General features: G+C 58.9%; 17 protein-coding genes. 11 read left to right on the top strand and 6 right to left on the bottom strand.

What is annotated here, in order from left to right:
• Positions 1-4 precede the first annotated feature (4 nt).
• Positions 5-565 (top strand): YaeQ family protein, encoded by a 561-nt coding sequence (locus Q1M54_RS13825; RefSeq protein WP_300558282.1) that lies wholly within the window; start codon positions 5-7, stop codon positions 563-565.
• Between the two features lie 48 nt (positions 566-613).
• Here the strand turns inward: Q1M54_RS13825 and argC are convergent, their stop codons facing one another.
• A complete protein-coding gene (argC, locus tag Q1M54_RS13820) occupies positions 614-1,537 on the bottom strand; it encodes an N-acetyl-gamma-glutamyl-phosphate reductase (protein WP_300558279.1) in 924 nt (307 codons plus the stop codon).
• 189 nt (positions 1,538-1,726) lie between these two features.
• On the opposite strand from argC, the gene sucC reads away from it, so the two are divergent.
• The 5 genes from sucC (at position 1,727) to Q1M54_RS13795 (ending at position 6,047) form a co-directional block, all read left to right on the top strand.
• Entirely contained in the window at positions 1,727-2,887 is a 1,161-nt protein-coding gene (gene sucC, locus Q1M54_RS13815) for an ADP-forming succinate--CoA ligase subunit beta (RefSeq protein WP_300558277.1), read from the top strand.
• A 94-nt stretch (positions 2,888-2,981) separates the two neighbouring features.
• The gene (gene sucD / locus Q1M54_RS13810) at positions 2,982-3,878 is read left to right on the top strand and encodes a succinate--CoA ligase subunit alpha (RefSeq protein WP_300558275.1); all 897 of its coding nucleotides are present in this window, start codon (positions 2,982-2,984) and stop codon (positions 3,876-3,878) included.
• A gap of 139 nt (positions 3,879-4,017) precedes the next feature.
• Positions 4,018-4,725 carry a TerC family protein gene (locus tag Q1M54_RS13805; RefSeq protein WP_300558272.1) on the top strand — a complete coding sequence of 236 codons (708 nt, stop codon included), beginning with the start codon at positions 4,018-4,020 and terminating at the stop codon, positions 4,723-4,725.
• Positions 4,726-4,847: 122 nt separating this feature from the next.
• Positions 4,848-5,330 (top strand): pilin, encoded by a 483-nt coding sequence (locus tag Q1M54_RS13800; protein WP_300558269.1) that lies wholly within the window; start codon positions 4,848-4,850, stop codon positions 5,328-5,330.
• A gap of 84 nt (positions 5,331-5,414) precedes the next feature.
• On the top strand, positions 5,415-6,047 hold the full coding sequence (locus Q1M54_RS13795; RefSeq protein WP_300558266.1) for a response regulator: 633 nt from the start codon (positions 5,415-5,417) through the stop codon (positions 6,045-6,047).
• Between the two features lie 96 nt (positions 6,048-6,143).
• Here the strand turns inward: Q1M54_RS13795 and Q1M54_RS13790 are convergent, their stop codons facing one another.
• Positions 6,144-7,118 carry a threo-3-hydroxy-L-aspartate ammonia-lyase gene (locus Q1M54_RS13790; protein ID WP_300558263.1) on the bottom strand — a complete coding sequence of 325 codons (975 nt, stop codon included), beginning with the start codon at positions 7,116-7,118 and terminating at the stop codon, positions 6,144-6,146.
• Positions 7,119-7,234: 116 nt separating this feature from the next.
• Between Q1M54_RS13790 and Q1M54_RS13785 the strand changes: the two genes are divergently transcribed.
• On the top strand, positions 7,235-9,130 hold the full coding sequence (locus Q1M54_RS13785; RefSeq protein ID WP_300558260.1) for an acyl-CoA synthetase: 1,896 nt from the start codon (positions 7,235-7,237) through the stop codon (positions 9,128-9,130).
• A 13-nt stretch (positions 9,131-9,143) separates the two neighbouring features.
• Here the strand turns inward: Q1M54_RS13785 and Q1M54_RS13780 are convergent, their stop codons facing one another.
• Complete coding sequence (locus tag Q1M54_RS13780) at positions 9,144-12,074, bottom strand: DNA topoisomerase III (protein WP_300558257.1); 2,931 nt, start codon at positions 12,072-12,074, stop codon at positions 9,144-9,146.
• Positions 12,075-12,170: 96 nt separating this feature from the next.
• Here Q1M54_RS13780 and Q1M54_RS13775 point away from each other — a divergent pair, with 96 nt between their 5' ends.
• From Q1M54_RS13775 to Q1M54_RS13760, 4 genes are read left to right on the top strand one after another with little or no spacing between them, the layout of a single operon-like run.
• Positions 12,171-12,812, top strand: coding sequence for an SET domain-containing protein-lysine N-methyltransferase (locus tag Q1M54_RS13775; protein ID WP_300558254.1), 642 nt, complete (start codon positions 12,171-12,173; stop codon positions 12,810-12,812).
• Positions 12,813-12,815: 3 nt separating this feature from the next.
• Positions 12,816-13,586, top strand: coding sequence for a biotin--[acetyl-CoA-carboxylase] ligase (locus Q1M54_RS13770; protein WP_300558252.1), 771 nt, complete (start codon positions 12,816-12,818; stop codon positions 13,584-13,586).
• Between the two features lie 14 nt (positions 13,587-13,600).
• Positions 13,601-13,792: a hypothetical protein gene (locus Q1M54_RS13765; RefSeq protein ID WP_300558249.1), complete on the top strand. Its 192-nt coding sequence runs from the start codon at positions 13,601-13,603 to the stop codon at positions 13,790-13,792.
• Between the two features lie 26 nt (positions 13,793-13,818).
• The gene (locus Q1M54_RS13760; protein ID WP_300558246.1) at positions 13,819-14,478 is read left to right on the top strand and encodes a glutathione S-transferase family protein; all 660 of its coding nucleotides are present in this window, start codon (positions 13,819-13,821) and stop codon (positions 14,476-14,478) included.
• A gap of 12 nt (positions 14,479-14,490) precedes the next feature.
• On the opposite strand, the gene Q1M54_RS13755 is transcribed toward Q1M54_RS13760, so the two are convergent.
• From Q1M54_RS13755 to Q1M54_RS13745, 3 genes are all read right to left on the bottom strand, one after another.
• Complete coding sequence (locus tag Q1M54_RS13755; RefSeq protein ID WP_300558243.1) at positions 14,491-15,951, bottom strand: sensor histidine kinase; 1,461 nt, start codon at positions 15,949-15,951, stop codon at positions 14,491-14,493.
• Positions 15,952-15,987: 36 nt separating this feature from the next.
• Positions 15,988-16,662 carry a response regulator transcription factor gene (locus Q1M54_RS13750; RefSeq protein WP_300558240.1) on the bottom strand — a complete coding sequence of 225 codons (675 nt, stop codon included), beginning with the start codon at positions 16,660-16,662 and terminating at the stop codon, positions 15,988-15,990.
• Positions 16,663-16,779: 117 nt separating this feature from the next.
• Positions 16,780-17,304: a helix-turn-helix domain-containing protein gene (locus Q1M54_RS13745; RefSeq protein WP_300558237.1), complete on the bottom strand. Its 525-nt coding sequence runs from the start codon at positions 17,302-17,304 to the stop codon at positions 16,780-16,782.
• Positions 17,305-17,542 lie beyond the last annotated feature (238 nt).

Genomic DNA, 17,542 nt, shown 5'->3' with positions numbered 1-17,542 from the left:
CACCATGGCCCTCAAATCCACCATCTACAAAGCCAACCTGTCGATCGCTGACATCGATCACAGCTGTTACGAAGACCACCAGCTCACGCTGGCGCGTCACCCCAGCGAGACCGATGAGCGGATGATGATTCGCCTGCTGGCCCTGGCCATCAATGCTTACAAACTGCAAGCGGTTTGCAATGGGGACGGCAAGCTGGCTTTTGGGGCCGGCTTGTCCGACCCAGATGACCCCGATTGCAGTTTGCGCGACTTCACAGGTCGCACCCGCGTGTGGATGGAGGTGGGTCAGCCCGAAGACAAGCCGATCATGAAGGCCTGTCAAAAGGCGGATGAGGTGCTGCTGTATTGCTTCAACCACGCGGCCGAGGTTTGGTGGAAAGGCATCGAAACCAAACTCACACGCTTGGACAAACTGCAGGTCTGGCGCGTGCCCACCGAAGGCTCACAAGAGCTGGCGAAATTGGCCGAGCGCAGCATGCAACTGCAAGCCACCGTGCAAGAAGGCAGCGTCACCTTCAGCAGCGACAAGGGCAGCGTGCACATCGAGCTGATCCGCTGGAAGTGAAGCCAACGCCGCCGTTAGAAGCGGCGTTTGGCCGACAAGCTGGAGCAATCACACACCCAGCATCAGCTGGATGTTCTGCACCGCTGCACCGCTGGCACCTTTGCCCAGATTGTCCAGGCGGGCAATCACCACAGCCTGGCGGACGGCCTCGTTGGCGAACACACGAATTTCCAGCTTGTTCGTGTCATTGAGAGCCGTGGCGTCCAGCTTCAGGTTGTCGGTGGGAGGCTCTACGCTCACCCAGCCGCCTTCGGCACGGCTGGCCGCGTAATGCGAACGCAAAGCTTCGTGCAGGTCTGCGCCCGTCGGTTTGCCCGGCAAAGTGTCCAGGTGCAGGGGCAGTTGCACCAGCATGCCTTGGCGGAAGTTGCCCACCGCGGGGACAAACAAAGGCCGGCAGATCAGACCGGTGTAGCGCATGATTTCGGGGATGTGTTTGTGCTGCAAACCCAATGCGTAGGCTTCAAACAATGGGGCCTTGCCCGCCTCATAGTCCTCAATCATGGTGCGGCCACCACCAGAGTAACCACTCACTGAGGGCAAGCAGACCGGGAAATCAGAGGCCAATAGGCCTGCCTCGATCAAAGGGCGCAAAATTGCAATCGCACCCGTGGCGTAGCAGCCGGGGTTGGCCACCCGCTGCGCTTGGCGCACGGCAGCGGCCTGATCTGCGGCCAATTCTGGAAAGCCGAACACCCAATCGGGGTGGCAACGGTGGGCCGTAGAAGCGTCCACGATCCGTGGCTTGGCGCCCGGCAGACTGTCGATCATGGCCACCGACTCGATCGCCGCATCGTCGTGCAGGCACAGCACCACCAAATCGGCAGCAGCCATCAGCTCGCGCTTGGCCTCGGGATCTTTACGGCGAGAAGGGTCAATGCTGAGCAACTCCAGATGCGGCATCTGCGCCAATCGATCGCGAATTTGCAAACCGGTGGTGCCGGCTTCGCCGTCGATGAAAATTTTGGCCATGGGTATTACTTTCACTGGAAATCGAACTCACAACGTCAAGTCAACGTAAGACGAGTGGCTCAGGATTGGTGCATTGCAGCATGATACAGTCGCTGTCTGCAGTGTCCAGCGCATGCTGGCTGGTCTTTCTTGCAATGAAAGGCCCCAGCGGACCGGCCGAAATTACCCACCCCTCTGAGAGAAGACCTCATGAAGATTCACGAGTACCAAGGCAAGGAAATCTTGCGTCAATTCGGTGTGCCCGTTCCCCGTGGCATTCCAGCTTTCACGGTTCAAGAGGCGGTAGAAGCCGCTCAAAAACTGGGCGGCCCGATTTGGGTCGTCAAAGCACAAATCCACGCCGGTGGGCGTGGCAAAGGCGGCGGCGTCAAAGTGGCCAAGACCATTGAAGACGTCAAGCGCATCGCTGGCGAGATCTTGGGCATGCAGCTCAAGACACACCAAACAGGTCCCGAAGGCCAAAAAGTGCGTCGCCTCTACATTGAAGACGGCGCTGACATCCACAAAGAATATTACGTGTCCGTGGTCACCGACCGCGCCACACAGAAGATCGCTTTCATCGCGTCCAGCGAAGGCGGCATGGACATCGAAGAAGTGGCCCACTCCACTCCCGAAAAAATCATCACCGAGTTCATCGACCCCTTGACCGGTCTGGGTGACGCGCAAGCCAAGAAGATTTCTGACGCGATTGGCATGCCTGCTGACTCCACAGCGCAAGCGGTGGACATCTTCAAGAAGCTGTACCAGTGCTACATGGACACCGACGCTTCGTTGGTCGAAATCAACCCACTGAACCGCGACAGCAAAGGCCAAGTGATGGCCTTGGACGCGAAGTTCAACTTTGACGCCAACGCCTTGTTCCGTCATCCGGACATCGTGGCTTACCGCGACTTGGACGAAGAAGATCCCGCCGAAGTCGAAGCTTCCAAATTCGATTTGGCCTACATCAGCTTGGACGGCAACATCGGTTGCTTGGTCAACGGCGCTGGCCTGGCCATGGCCACCATGGACACCATCAAGTTGTTCGGCGGCGAGCCCGCGAACTTCCTGGATGTGGGCGGCGGCGCAACGGCTGAGAAAGTCACTGAAGCCTTCAAGATCATGCTGGCCAACAAGAATGTCAAAGGCATTTTGGTCAACATCTTCGGCGGCATCATGAAGTGCGACACCATCGCCACCGGTGTGATCACTGCCTGCAAGGCCGTGAACCTGTCCGTGCCTTTGGTCGTGCGCATGAAGGGCACCAACGATGAGTTGGGCCGGAAAATGCTGGCCGAATCCGGTCTGCCCATCATCTCGGCCGACACCATGGCCGAAGCCGCAACCGCCATTGTGGCCGCTGTGAAATAAATGTCTTTGTGGGACAGATCTTCAGCTCTGTCCCCAACTGATTAACTTTGCGGGACAGATTTTCAGCGCTGCCCCCAACTGATTAGGAACAAATATGTCGATCTACATCAACAAAGACACCAAAGTCATCACCCAAGGCATCACCGGCAAAACCGGTCAATTCCACACGGAGAAGTGCCAGGAATACGCGAACGGCAAAAACTGCTTTGTCGCAGGCGTGAATCCCAAGAAGGCCGGCGAGTCCATCTTTGATATCCCGATCTACGCATCTGTCAAAGAAGCGGCTCAGAACACAGGCGCCACCGTGTCGGTGATTTATGTGCCACCAGCGGGCGCAGCCGCTGCGATCTGGGAGGCCGTCGAAGCCGACCTCGACTTGGCCATTTGCATCACCGAAGGCATTCCGGTCAAGGACATGCTGGAAGTGCGCAACAAGATGAAAGCCAAAGAAGCCGCTGGCGGCAAGCGCACGTTGTTGCTGGGCCCCAACTGCCCAGGCCTCATCACCCCTGAAGAAATCAAGATTGGCATCATGCCCGGTCACATCCACCGCAAAGGCCGCATTGGCGTGGTGTCGCGTTCGGGCACTTTGACCTATGAAGCCGTGGCGATGTTGACCGAAGTGGGTCTCGGCCAGTCCAGCGCCGTCGGCATCGGTGGCGACCCGATCAATGGCTTGAAGCACATCGACGTGATGAAGGCGTTCAACGACGATCCCGACACCGACGCGGTCATCATGATCGGTGAAATCGGCGGTCCGGACGAAGCCGAAGCTGCTCAGTGGTGCAAAGCCAACATGAAGAAGCCGATTGTGGGCTTCATCGCCGGTGTGACGGCCCCTCCCGGCAAGCGCATGGGCCATGCAGGTGCTTTGATCTCTGGCGGCGCCGACACGGCCGATGCCAAACTGGCCATCATGGAAGAGTGCGGCTTCATCGTCACACGCAACCCATCTGAATTGGGCAAGTTGCTCAAAGCTCAGCTGAAATAAAACGTTTCTTCTGTACCAAAATGACCTGCTTTTGGCAGGGATGTGGTTTGCCACAATAGATAAGCCGGATTTTCTGAGGGAAAATCCGGCTTTATTTTTTTGCATATAAGCGCCCGCTCCAACGGGCAAAAGGACCACCGTGGAAGAATTTCTGACCGCTACGTTCTGGGTTGCTGTCGCCCAGATCATCATGATCGACATCCTGCTGGGCGGCGACAACGCCGTCGTGATCGCCCTGGCTTGCCGTCAGTTGCCCGAGCACCAGCGCAGACAAGGCATCCTGTGGGGCACAGCAGGTGCCATCATCTTGCGGGTCATCCTGATCTTTTTTGCGCTCACATTGTTGGCGATTCCGTTCCTCAAATTTGTGGGCGCGCTTTTGCTCATCTGGATTGGTGTGAAACTGCTGACCCCCGATGCCGATGACGACCACAGCAATATCCAGGGCAGCGACAAGCTCTGGGGCGCGGTCAAAACCGTCATCATTGCCGACTTGGTCATGAGCGTGGACAACGTGATCGCCATCGCAGGCGCCGCCCAAACCTCTGGCAACCCCGATCACCAAATGCCTTTGGTCATCTTTGGCTTGCTGGTCAGCATCCCGATCATTGTTTGGGGCAGCCAGTTGGTGCTCAAGTTGATGGACCGCTTTCCGGCCATCATCGTTGCGGGCGGCATGCTCTTGGGTTGGATTGCCGGCACCATGATCCAAACTGACCCAGGCTTGGTCGAGTACATCCCTCAAGACAAGATCTGGGGCTACGGTTTGGGCTTGGCAGGTGCTTTGTTGGTTCTGGCCGCTGGCAAGATCATCATGGCCCGTCGCACGGCACAAGAAGCCACCTGACCCTCAAAGGGCGTCCAGTGCGCTCCGCTTGATCCTTTGGGAGCTTCGGCTCCCATTTGACCTTATGGAATTTGGGTATTGAATGGATTACCATCAATGCCCATTCTTAAGGGAGAAATGCCATGCAAAAAAGGCAACAGGGTTTGACATTGATTGAGCTGATGATCGTCATTGCGATCATTGGGATTTTGGGTGCCTTGGCGCTTCCGGCGTACCAAGACTACAGCATCAGGGCCAAAGTTTCAGAGATGCTTTTGGCCACCAGTGGCTGTAAAACTGCCGTCAACGAAGCCATTGGCTCAGCCTCTGAGGCTGATGTATCAGCCAGCTTGTCCAGAGCGTGCGATACCCAAACCAGCAAATACGTCACCAGCATCGGGGTTGACGCCAATGGCGTGATCACCGTGGTGGGCAACCACCAAGCTTTGCGGGGCAGCACCTCGGCATCGGCCAACAGCCTTTCACTGACACCGTTGCAAGCAGGCACCACCGCGGTCAACGGCAGTACCGATGGCGGCAAACCTGTTGCCAGCTGGCGATGTGGGCCTGCCGCAACCAACGGACTGCCCACCAAGTACTTACCTGCCTCATGCAAAGCCCAGTGACGGCGGCACAACTGGTGGTCAGACGCATAACCCCTTGCCCAAGGGGATTTCGTCTCTGCCGGCGTGCCTCGGCATACTGTCAACATGGAACAACGGCTAGGCCATATCTTTTTGGTTGACGACAACCCCGATATCCGCTTTTACCTCAGCGACACGCTGACCATGCTGGGCTACACGGTGGACACATTTGACAATGCACAAGCGTATTTGGACCGCGCATTGGACATTTCTCCCGCCGTGTTGCTTTTGGACATGAGAATGCCTAGCCTGAGTGGTCTGGACCTGCAAGCCCGCCTGGAAACGCTGAACAGAAGACCCCCGGTGGTCTACATCAGCGGTGAAAGCGACAAAAATGAAATCATCGAGGCCTTCAGGCTTGGGGCGGTTGACTTCCTGCTCAAACCCTTCAAGCGCGACAAGTTGTGCGCCTCAATCGACAAGGCTCTGGCACTGGATCGGCAAAGACACATTGAACGGGTGAAGGCCAATGAGCTGCGACGATTGTTTGAAAGCCTTTCCAAGCGCGAACAGGAAATTTTCATGCTGATTGCAGAAGGGAAAACCAACACGGACATCGCTCAGATCGCAGGCATTCAGCCCAATACAGCCAAAAAACACCGCGCCACCATCTACCAAAAGTTTCAGGTCAACAGTTCGGCCCAAGTGATGGGCATGTGCCGTCAAATCGATTTGAGTCAACTTCTGACAAACGACTGAGCTGCCAAAGCGCGCAAGCCGATGCCCTTGGTCCAAGGCTTGACCGCACCGACCGCAATGCGGCGGTGCTGGCCTGTGCCGGCCGAAGGCCTGGTTTCAGCCTTGGCTGAGCAACTGCGCAAAGCGGCTCAAATCCACGTTGCCGCCGCTCACGATGACACCCACGCGCTGACCTTGAAGCTGCTCGCTGGCCTGAATGGCCGCTGCCAGTGACAAACAACCCGTGGGCTCGACCACCATCTTCATGCGTTCGGCATAAAAGCGCATGGCCTGCACAAGTTGCGCATCGGTCACGGTGTGCACAGCGTCCACCAGGCGGCGAATGATCTCGAAGGTGATTTCGCCGACCATGGGCGTTTGCGCGCCATCGGCGATCGTCACCGGGGTCGCGATGCGCACCCGCTGGCCCTGTTGCAAGGACTGCTGCACATCGTTGCCCGCTTCGGGCTCCACGCCGTAAATCTTGCAGGCTGGGGACAGGGCCTTGGCCGACAGGGCGCTGCCGCTGAGCAGGCCGCCACCGCCCAAGCACACGAACAAGGCATCGAGCTCGCCCACTTCCTGAAACAACTCCAACGCCGCTGTGCCTTGGCCGCTCAGCACGTCCGGATGGTCAAACGGCGGAATAAAGCGCATGCCGTGCTCGGCGGCCAGGCCTTTTGCAATGGCCAATGCATCGTCTGTGTAGCGGTCGTAACCCACCACTTGCGCGCCATAGCCGCGTGTGGCCGCCAGCTTGGCGGGTGAGGCGTCGTGCGGCATGACGATGGTGGCCGGGATGTCCAAAATTTGCGCCGACAAGGCCACGGCCTGGGCGTGATTGCCCGATGAATAAGCCACCACCCCGGCTTGGCGCTCGGCAGGTGTCAGCCGTGACAGGGCATTGAAGCCGCCGCGGAACTTGAAGGCCCCCATGCGCTGAAAGTTTTCGCACTTGATGAAGACCTGGGCGCCCAACTGCGCGTTGAGCGTGCGCGATTGCAGCACTGGCGTTCGGAGGGCATGTCCTTGCAGCCGCGCGGCGGCGGCCAAGACGTCTTCAAAAGTGGGTAGGGCGCTGGCATCGTGCATCGGTGATCCCTGAATGGTGGCGGCAAAGTCTGCATGGTGACATGACCAGCGGGTTGAAAAGCGCCCGCTTGCCACTTGCGAGACAAAACAGCCGCAGAGGGCGGCTAACATCGGTCATGCACCTGACTGTTTCATATCCTGTTCAAAGTTTGGCCGACATTTACCGCATCGAGGCCACGCCGTTGGCCGACGCCATGCCCTGGGCCAGCACCTATGACCTGATCCATACCAGTGCCCAGGTTCATGCCGGCCAGCCCGCGCTGAGCTTTTTGCACACGGGCCAACCCGGCGGAGCGTCCACCACTTGGACCTACCGCAGCTTGCTGCAAGGCATCCACCAAACGGCCAATTTGTTGCACCATCTGGGTGTGGGCCCTCAAGACCCTGTGGGCGTTCTGTTGCCCGGCGGCTTGGCCTACCACCTGGCCCTTTGGGGGGGCGAAGCCGCAGGCATTGTGCAGCCGCTCAACCCCTTGCTCAGCGAAGAGAAACTGTTGTCGCTGCTGCAAGCCAGCCAAGCCAAAGTGCTGATCGCGCATGGCGTCGAAGACGACAGCCGACTCAGGGCGAAAGCCTTGCGGCTGCAAACCCAGTTGCCCAGCTTGAAGACGGTGTTGCTGGTCCAACCGGACGGAGGTCCACTTCAAGATGGGAACGCACTGCCTGCTGGAGCCCACGACTTCCACGCCTTGCGCAGCTCGCAAGTGGCCGACCACCTGGTCAGCCAACGTGTTTTTCAGCCCGAAGACATCGCGGCATACTTTCACACGGGCGGCACCACCGGAGCCCCCAAACTGGCCAGACACAGCCATGGCGCACAGGTTTTTACAGCTTGGGCCAATGCCAACATGCAGGGCTTTCGCTCGAGCGATGTGACGATCAACGGCTACCCGCTCTTCCATGTGGCGGGTGTACTGCCCGGCGCCTTGTGTTCGCTGGCAGTCGGCATGCATGTGATCATTCCGACCGAGGCTTTGTTTCGCAACCGAGAGGTGGTGCAAAACTATTGGCGGCTGGTGGCCCACCACCGCTGCACACTGATGTCGGGGGTGCCCACGGTGCTGGCTGCCCTCGCGGACGTGCCGCTGCAGGGGGCCGACATCTCCACCCTGCGTGCTGTGCGCACAGGCGCGGCACCGCTGCCGCCAGAGTTGGCGCAACGCTTTGAACAAGCCTTCGGTTTGCACATCAACGAGAGCTTGGGCATGACCGAAACCGCCGGTCTGAGCACCGTGGCCCCGCCGGCCTTAAGCGCGCCCGCTGGCTGCGTGGGTTGGCCTTTGCCGCATGCGCGTGTGCGCATCGTGGCGCTGAGCAGCGATGACCAGGCCACAACGCACACCCTGCCCGCTGGAGAAAAAGGCATGGTGCTTTACCAAGGACCGAATTTGTTCTCCGGCTATCTGGATGCCGCAGAGACAGCACGCAGCTTCACGCCGGACGGCTGGCTCATCACGGGCGATGTGGGCTTCATCGACACGCAGGGCCGCCTGCACCTGTCGGGCCGCGCCAAGGACCTGATCATCCGCAGTGGTCACAACATTGACCCGAAGGTGATTGAAGACGCCTTGGGTGCGCATCCGCAGGTGGCCTTGTGCGCGGCTGTCGGTGCGCCAGATGCCTACGCAGGCGAGGTGCCTGTGGCCTTTGCCACCCTCAAACCCGGCAGCCAGGTGACCGAAGCCGAGTTGCTCGCCTTCACAGCCGAACGTGTGGACGAAGGCCCCGCCAAACCCAAATCGATCACGGTGCTCAACGCCATGCCCGTGACCAACGTGGGCAAAATTTACAAACCCGAATTGCGCACCTCAGCCACAGCGGCCGTGGTGCAGAAACTGATCCAAAACGCGATGGCACCCTTACAGCTTGCACCCGCGCAATGGCCGCAAGTGCAGGCAACAGGCGATGCACTGGTGGCGGTGGACGCCCGCGCCACGCCTGCCGATGCCTGGGCGGCGCTCAAGCCCCTGCTGGACGCTTTGCCCGTGAAACTGGTGTTGCACGCACCCTGAGGGGCTGAGCCCCTCAGCTCAGGTGCTTGCCGATGATCCCTGCCAACTCAAACATCGTGGCTTGGTCTTTGCCAAATACGGCTTGCAACTTTCCGTCGGCCTTGATCGAGCGCTTATCTGCCGGGTCCTGCAAGTTGTTGGCCTTGATGTAATCCCAGATTTTCTTGACCACCTCGGTGCGGGCATAGGCACCATCTCCAATCACCGCCATCAAAGCTGGGCTGGGTTTAAGCGTCCCCACTGCGGCCTTGCGGGGCGCTTTGGGTACGGCAGTTTTGGCCGCTTTTTTAGCCGCGGGCGTTTTGGCTGACGTGGTTTTGGCAACGGCCTTCTTCACGGCCACTTTGCCAAACGGCGTCTTTTTGGCCGCCGTCTTGCGTGGCGGGTACTTCTTTGCGCCTTCGCGCTGCTCAAACTCGAAAGTCACTTTGCCCTCTTCGGGGTTCCAAGCCAGCATGGCTTTGAAGGGGCGACGCGTGCGGTTGCTGATGAACTTGTCGAGCAAATCGGTCTTGCCGGTGGCCAGCAGCTTGGTCACCTGCTCACGCTCCACCGGTTGCTGCAAGATGATCTTGCCGCTCTTGAAGTCGCAACTGGGCGTGGGTTGCTCGTTTGTCGGTACGGCTTTGCTGCACACGTAGTTGCTGCCGTGCTCGTGTACCGCGCTGCCGCACTTGGGGCATGCGCCCAGCGATTCATCACTGAACTCGACAATCTCACCGCTTTCTTCGTTTTTCTTGTCGTCACCGAAATCGAACTCCAGCTTCCAGTTCTTCTCTTCTTCGTTGTATTTCAGCGCCATCTCCGCCACGAACGGCCACCCAGCTTTGGAGCGGAAACCATCAAGCGGTCCAATTTTCTTGTCCTGCATGAACTGTTCGACTTCGGCCGGCTCAAAGGTTCGGCCTGCGGGTGACTTGCCAAAAGAGAAACCACAGCCGTCGCTGGCGCCGTCAGCCCCATTGCAGGTATAGCGTCTGTAGTTTTCTTTGACCACGCCGCCGCAATTGGGGCAAGGCGTGCTGAGCGTCGCGTAGTCACCGGGCACGGTGTCGCGGTCGTACTCTTTGGCTTTCTTGACGATGTGCTCGGTCATGGCCGCAATCTCGGCCATGAAGGTAGCGCGGCTGAGTTTGCCTTGCTCCATTTGCGCAAGCTTGTATTCCCACTCGCCCGTGAGTTCGGGCTTGGACAGCTCTTCCACCTGCAAGCCGCGAAGCAACGTCATGAGCTGGAAAGCCTTGGCCGTTGGAATCATCTCGCGGCCCTCGCGCAGCATGTATTTTTCGTTCAGCAGACCTTCGATGATGGCGGCGCGGGTGGCGGGTGTGCCCAGGCCTTTTTCCTGCATCGCTTCGCGCAGCTCGTCGTCGTCCACCAATTTGCCCGCGCCCTCCATGGCACCCAAAAGCGTGGCTTCTGAGTAGCGGGCCGGAGGACGGGTTTTGAGGCCCTTGGCTTCAACCGAGTCGACCCCGACCTGTTCATCCGGCTGTACCGGCACCAGGTTCTGGCCCTTGTCACCGTCTTTGGCGTCTTCCACTTCGGCTGCGGCTTCTTTGCCGTAAATGGCCAACCAACCCGGTTTGACCAACACCTTGCCCACGGTCTTGAAGCTGTGGCCTGCAGCTAAGCTGATGCGGGTCGTAACTTGGTACTCGGCGCTGGGGAAAAACACCGCCATAAAGCGGCGCACCACCAGGTCATAGAGCTTTTGCTCGGCCTCAGACAAGCCGCTGGGCGCTTGCAGTGTGGGGATGATGGCAAAGTGGTCCGACACCTTTTTGTTGTCGAACACGCGTGGCATCTTGCGCACGTAGTTGTTGTTCAGCGCCGTGAGCGCGTGCGGGGCGAGGTGGCGCATGCCGCTGTCGGCCAGCATTTCAAAGGTTTGCTTGGCCACGGGCACGTAGTCTTCGGGCAGGTGACGCGAGTCGGTACGTGGATAGGTGAGGGCCTTGTGGCGTTCGTACAGGCTTTGGGCCAGCGCCAGCGTGGTCTTGGCTGAGAAGCCAAACTTGCCGTTGGCCTCGCGCTGCAAGCTGGTCAAGTCAAACAGGCCGGGGCTGGCTTGCGTGGTGGGCGTGGCCTCTTCGGTCACGGTGGCCGTTTTGCCACGCACGGCATCGACAATGGCTTGCGCCTCAAGGGCCGTCCACTTTCGGTCGGCCTTCTTTTCAGCGTCTTCTTCCTTCTTCCAATTCGGGTCAAACCACTTGCCGGCATAGGTGCCTGCGGCGGCGCTGAACTCGGCATGGATTTCCCAATAGTCGCGGCTGATGAACTTGCGGATTTGCTCTTCGCGCTCCACCACCACGGCCAGCGTGGGCGTTTGCACCCGGCCCACAGTGGTCAAGAAGAAGCCGCCATCGCGCGAGTTGAACGCGGTCATGGCACGCGTGCCATTGATACCGACCAGCCAATCGGCCTCCGAGCGGCTGCGGGCGGCATCGGCCAGGCCCTGCATCTGGGTGTTGCTGCGCAGGTTGTCAAAGCCATCTCGAATGGCCTGCGGCGTCATGGACTGCAGCCACAGGCGCTGCACGGGTTTGTCCAGGGTCTTGGTACCACCGGCGTACTGCTCAATCAGGCGGAAGATCAATTCACCCTCGCGGCCCGCGTCACAGGCGTTGATGAGGGCATTCACATCTTTGCGCTTGGCCTGCTTGACCACCGCAGAGAGGCGGCTCTTGGTTTTGTCCACAGGCTTCAAGTCAAAGTGGGGCGGGATCACGGGCAAGTTGGCAAAGCTCCACTTGCCGCGCTTGACGTCGTACTGCTCGGGGGCTTGGATCTCCACCAGATGGCCCACCGCACTGGTCACGACATAGCGGTCGTTTTCAAAATGGTCGTCGTGTTTCTCGAACTTGCCCGAGGTCGGGGTCAAGGCCTTCACGATGTCTTGGGCCACTGAAGGCTTCTCTGCAATTACCAGTGTCTTCATGTCATTACAATCCGTTGTCTCGCGTGTGCGCACGCGCCCGGGCACGCGCTCACGCACGCGCCCACATGAATTCACCATAACAAATTTTTTGACGTCGTGGCCAAAACCCCTGTTTCCTCCCCCAGTCACCGAATTGCTTGTGCGTCTGGCAAACGCATCCAGACCCGCCGCTCAGGCGTGCATGGCAAAGGTGTCTTCGCTTTACAAGACATCACCGAGGGCGAGACCCTGATCGAATACGTGGGTGAGGTCATCAGCTGGGATGAAGCGCAAGACCGCCACCCGCATGATCCCAACGATCCCAACCACACGTTTTACTTCCATGTGAACGAGGACCGGGTGATCGATGCGCTGCACGGCGGCAACTCATCGCGATGGATCAACCACAGCTGCGATCCCAACTGTGAAGCCGACGAGGACAACGACCGCATCTTCATCAAGGCGATTCGCAACATTGCGGCCGGTGAAGAGCTGAACTACGACTACGGCCTGATCATCGACGAGCCTTACACCAAGAAGCTCAAAGCCGAATACCCTTGCTGGTGCGGCAGCGCCAACTGCCGCGGCACCTTGCTGTCGCCCAAAGAGCGCAAAGACACACCCAAGACCCCCAAGCAAAAGAAAGCAAAGGCCAAGGCCAAAGCCAAAGACAAGGTCAAAGCCAAAACCCCTCCAAAAGCCTCCAAGGCCGTCAAGGCCGATAAAACGGGCAAAGCCTCCAGCCCCAAAAAGCGCTGAGTCATGCCACTGGTCAGCATGGTTCACCCATGGCCCGCCGAAACGATCTGGACGCAGGTGTACCCCCTGCTGCCCGATTTCACGGTTGAGGTGCTGCCCGAAATCGACTCCAGCAACAGCGAGCTCATGCGCAGGGCCCGGGCAGGACAGCACGAAGCCACTTTGCTGGTGGCCGAGCGCCAAACTGCGGGACGTGGCCGCCAAGGACGCGTCTGGCAAAGCCAGCCGGGTGATTCGCTCACCTTTTCAATCAGCTTGGCTTTGAGCCCGCAAGATTGGTCCGGCTTGTCTTTGGCTGTGGGTCTGAGTTTGGCCGAAAGTTTGCACCCCGATGTGCGCCTGAAATGGCCCAATGATTTATGGTTTGAAGACCGCAAGCTCGGCGGCATATTGGTTGAAGCAGCCAGCATGGCTGGGCGCAGCCAAGTGGTGGTCGGCGTGGGCCTGAACATACGCCCCCGCCCGTCAGAAGGCTTGAGCACAGCCCCTGCTGCCTTGTCTGAGCTGTGGCCAGGCTGCACCGCAGCCGATGCACTGGGCAAACTGGCTTTTCCCTTGGTTCAAGCGTTGTTGGCCTTTGAAACCACCGGCTTTGCACCCCTGCAAAAGCGCTTCGAGGCGCGCGATGTGCTGAAAGACCGCCGTGTGCACACCAGCGACGGTCAGCAGGGGATTGCCTTGGGTGTCAGCCGCGGGGGTGCGTTACGATTGCAAACCGAGCTGGGCGCGCAAGAAATCCACAGCGCCGAAATCAGCGTACGACCTTTCATCTGACTGGACACCGAACCATGTTGAAATACTGGCTAGCCCTTTTGGTGGTGCTCAACGCCGCTGCACTGGCATGGCAATGGGATGCGCTGGCCCCCTTGGGTCTGGGGCCTCAGCAGCCCCAAGAACCTGAACGGCTGCAGCAACAACTGCGCCCTGAAGCCATTCAACCGGTGCTTGCGCCAAGCGTTCCAAATGCAGCACCACGCTAGGACCATTCAACCCGAGAACCACCACCATGTCATTACAACTTTACTTTGCCCCTGGGGCCTGTTCCTTTGTGCCCCATGTTCTGCTGGAGCTGAGCGGCGCCGAGTTTGAGCCCAGCATGGTGAAATTGCACAAAGGCGAGCAAAACAGCGCCGACTACAAAGCCATCAATCCGCGAGGTCAAGTGCCCGTGCTGGTGCACGAAGGCCAGCCTGTCACACAAATTTTGGCGATCGTGCTGCACTTGGATCAACTGTTCCCAAGCATGGGGTTTTTGCCGACCGAACCCATGGCCCGCGCCCGCGCTTTGTCCACCTTGGCCTGGATGAACAACACGGTTCACCCGACCTTCACACACATTTTCATGCCGCAAAAATTCTCGGACCAAGCCGAAGTGCAGGCGGCGCTCAAACCTTACAACACGCAGCTGTTTCGAGGCATGCTCAGTGAGTTGCAGGCCTTGGTGCAAGCCGCTGAAAACCAAGGCCAAGACTGGCTTGGTGGCGAACGCTTGGGCGCACTGGATGCCTACACCCTGACCCTGGCACGTTGGGGAACGATTGCGGGCATCACAGCAGAAGAACACCCCGCTTTATGGCGCTTTGTGGAAAAAGTAGCCGCTACTCCTGCTGTATCGCGGGTCATAGCACGCGAGCGTTTACAGCTCAACATGGCCACTCCAGCTTGAGAAGCCAGTCCCTCAAGCCATGCCGAATCGCACGGTGAAACAGGCCCCCGGCATGGGTGCGCCGGCGATAGCGGCATCAATGCTGACCGTGGCGCCGTGTTGCTGTGCAATCTCCTTGACGATGGGCAAGCCCAAGCCAGAACCATCTACGTTGGTACCCAGCGCCCTGAAAAACGGCTGAAACACCAAGTCCCGTTCGTGATGCGCAATGCCCGGTCCGTTGTCTTCTACCTGAACCACCAAGACTTTGCTGTAAGGATCCACCAACACACGGAGCGTGATCACCCCTTGCCGCTCTGGTGTACTGGGGGTGTAGTGGACCGCGTTTTCCACCAAGTTGCGCAGCATCTCTTTGAGCAAGGTCAAGTTGCCCTGAACTTGTGCGCCGCGGGTACCGGGCGCCACACCCTCATAGCCCAAGTCAATACCTTTGTCCATGGCACGGGGCAGGCAGTCTTGCAACACCTCGCTGCTCAGGGCCGCCATGTCACAGCGCTGTTGCGGCAGGTGGTTGCTGCCCCCTTCGGCGCGGGCCAATGACAACAACTGGTTCACCGTGTGCGTGGCCTGCACACTGGCACGTCCAATCTGCTGCAAGGACTTTTTGAGATCGTCTTCGCTAGAGCCCGAGCGCTGGGCCAAGTCGGCCTGCATGCGCAATCCGGCCAACGGTGTTTTGAGCTGATGGGCCGCATCGGCCAAAAACCTTTTTTGCGTGACGATCGAGTCCTTCAGCCGCTCCAGCAAGTCATTCACCGACACCACCAAAGGCGCCACCTCCATTGGCACCGCCTTGTCGTCCAAGGGGCTCAGGTCATCCGATTTGCGAGCGCGGATTCTCTCCTCCAACTGTGACAAGGGCTTGATGCCACGCACCAAAGCCAGCCAAACCAGAAGCACGGCCAGCGGCAACAAGGCGAACTGGGGCAGCATCACGCCCTTGATGATTTCAGCCGCCAACACCGAGCGCTTTTCACGCGTTTCGGCCACCTGGACCAGCGCGGGCCGATTGCCCTCGGCATCGAGCCGTATCCAGGTGTACGCCACCCGCACCTCCAGGCCCCGCATTTCATCGTCGCGGATGTGCACCTCGTAACTGCTGCCCTTGGGTTCATTGGGTTGGGGTAGCGGCAAGTCACGCTCACCACTCAAGTGCTCATTGAGGGCACCGCGCACTTGGTAGTAAACCAAATCGGTCTCATCTGCGCGCAGCAGTTCGCTGGCCGGTTGGGGCAAATTGAATTCGACTGTTTTGTCTGGCCCCAATTTGACCTGCTGCGCCAACGCATGCACGTTGTGCACCAAAGCCCGGTCAAACGGCTTGTTGGCCAAGCCTTGCGCCACCAACCAGGTCAGCGCCAAACTGATCGGCCAAAGCAACAGCAAGGGCGTCAGCATCCAGTCCAGGATTTCGCCGAACAACGAGCGTTGCTCGCGTTTGAAAACCCGCAGGTTCAAGCCCTTGGACTTCATGGCTCAAATGACCTGCAGCATCGTCACTGGGCGGGGTCAGCCAGGAATTTTTTCGAGGCAATAACCCAAGCCGCGCACGGTCGCAATGCGGATCGGACCCTTCTCGATTTTCTTGCGCAAGCGATGGATGTACACCTCAATCGCGTTGTTGCTGACCTCTTCGCCCCACTCGCACAAGCGCTCGACCAACTGGTCTTTGCTCACCAAACGCCCTGCGCGTTGCAGCAAGACTTCGAGCAGACCCAGCTCGCGCGCCGACAACTCGACCATCTTGCCGTCGATGGTGGCCACACGGCCAGATTGGTCATACACCAAGGGGCCGTGCTTGATTTGCGATGTGGCACCGCCCATGCCGCGGCGGGTCAGCGCACGAACTCGGGCTTCGAGCTCTTGGAGGCTGAAGGGTTTGGCCATGTAATCATCGGCGCCGTAATCCAAACCCTTGACACGCTCTTCCACGCTATCGGCGGCCGTGAGGATCAAGACAGGCAACACAGAGCCTCTGCCGCGCAAGCGCTTGAGGACCTCAAGGCCGTGCATTTTAGGCAAGCCAAGGTCCAAAATCAGCAGATCGAATTCACTGTTGGTCATCAAGGCCGCATCGGCCTCGCTGCCACTGGCCACGTGGTCCACTGCGGCGCCTGCGCTGCGCAAAGTGCGCAACAAACCGTCCGCAAGCACCTGGTCGTCTTCGGCTATCAGAATGCGCATGGCTGTCTCCTGTTGTTGTGGCTATGGCGCAGGGCCTTTTGACTCGGCTGGGTGCACCCGCTGTCTGATTCTAGTGTCAGGCATGTGCCTTGCGCCCCGCTGAATGCGGTCTTCGTGTCAATGGGCATACGCCTCGAGTCCCAAAGCAACCACCGTGGCCACATCTTTACCTACCGCATCACGGAATTCGGCCTCCGCTTGGGCCACCGCATCCTTGAAGGCCTGCAGCCAAGCCAAACCAACTGGCGTGAACACCACAAGCCGTGCCCGTGCATCCAAAGGGTCCGGCCCGCGCTGCACCAAACCCCAAGCTGTGCATTGGTCCACCAGATCACCCATGGCCTGTTTGCTCATGCCCGCTGCGCGAGCCAAATCGGTCAATCGCGAGCCGTTCAGCCCCAAATGCCTTGTGATGTGCACATGCGCAGCGCTGATCTGGTCACGCGAAGCCAAATTGGCCAAGGCCAGCGGTACACCCTCGTTGACCGCCATCAGGTGCAGCACACGCTCGTCAAAACGCCGCATGGCATGACCTAAAAGGCGACCTAGATGGCTTTGTCGCCAACGGTCGTCTTGGATTTCCAGCCGCTCAGAGGGGCTGTTTTCTGGTACTTGAAAGGCCGCATTAGGGATGGAGTTCATGGCCTCATATGGTAAGGCAAACTGACCAAAAATATGGTTTACACGTTTATACAGGTCGTTTACAGTACTGTTCACACATCCAGTAAACAGCGCGTCGCTGTTGAAACCGGTGCCTCAACCCATTGATATTCAAGGAGATTCTCATGAGCGACGACAACAGCGAAAAGTCCAAAGCCCTGCAAGCCGCCCTGGCCCAGATTGAAAAGCAATTCGGCAAAGGCACCATCATGCGTCTGGG

The sequence above is a fragment of the Limnohabitans sp. Rim8 genome (genome assembly GCF_943326455.1).
Classification (GTDB): domain Bacteria; phylum Pseudomonadota; class Gammaproteobacteria; order Burkholderiales; family Burkholderiaceae_C; genus Limnohabitans_A.
Note: the sequence above shows the minus strand (reverse complement) of the source record. Positions and strands in the feature narration are given on the sequence as shown.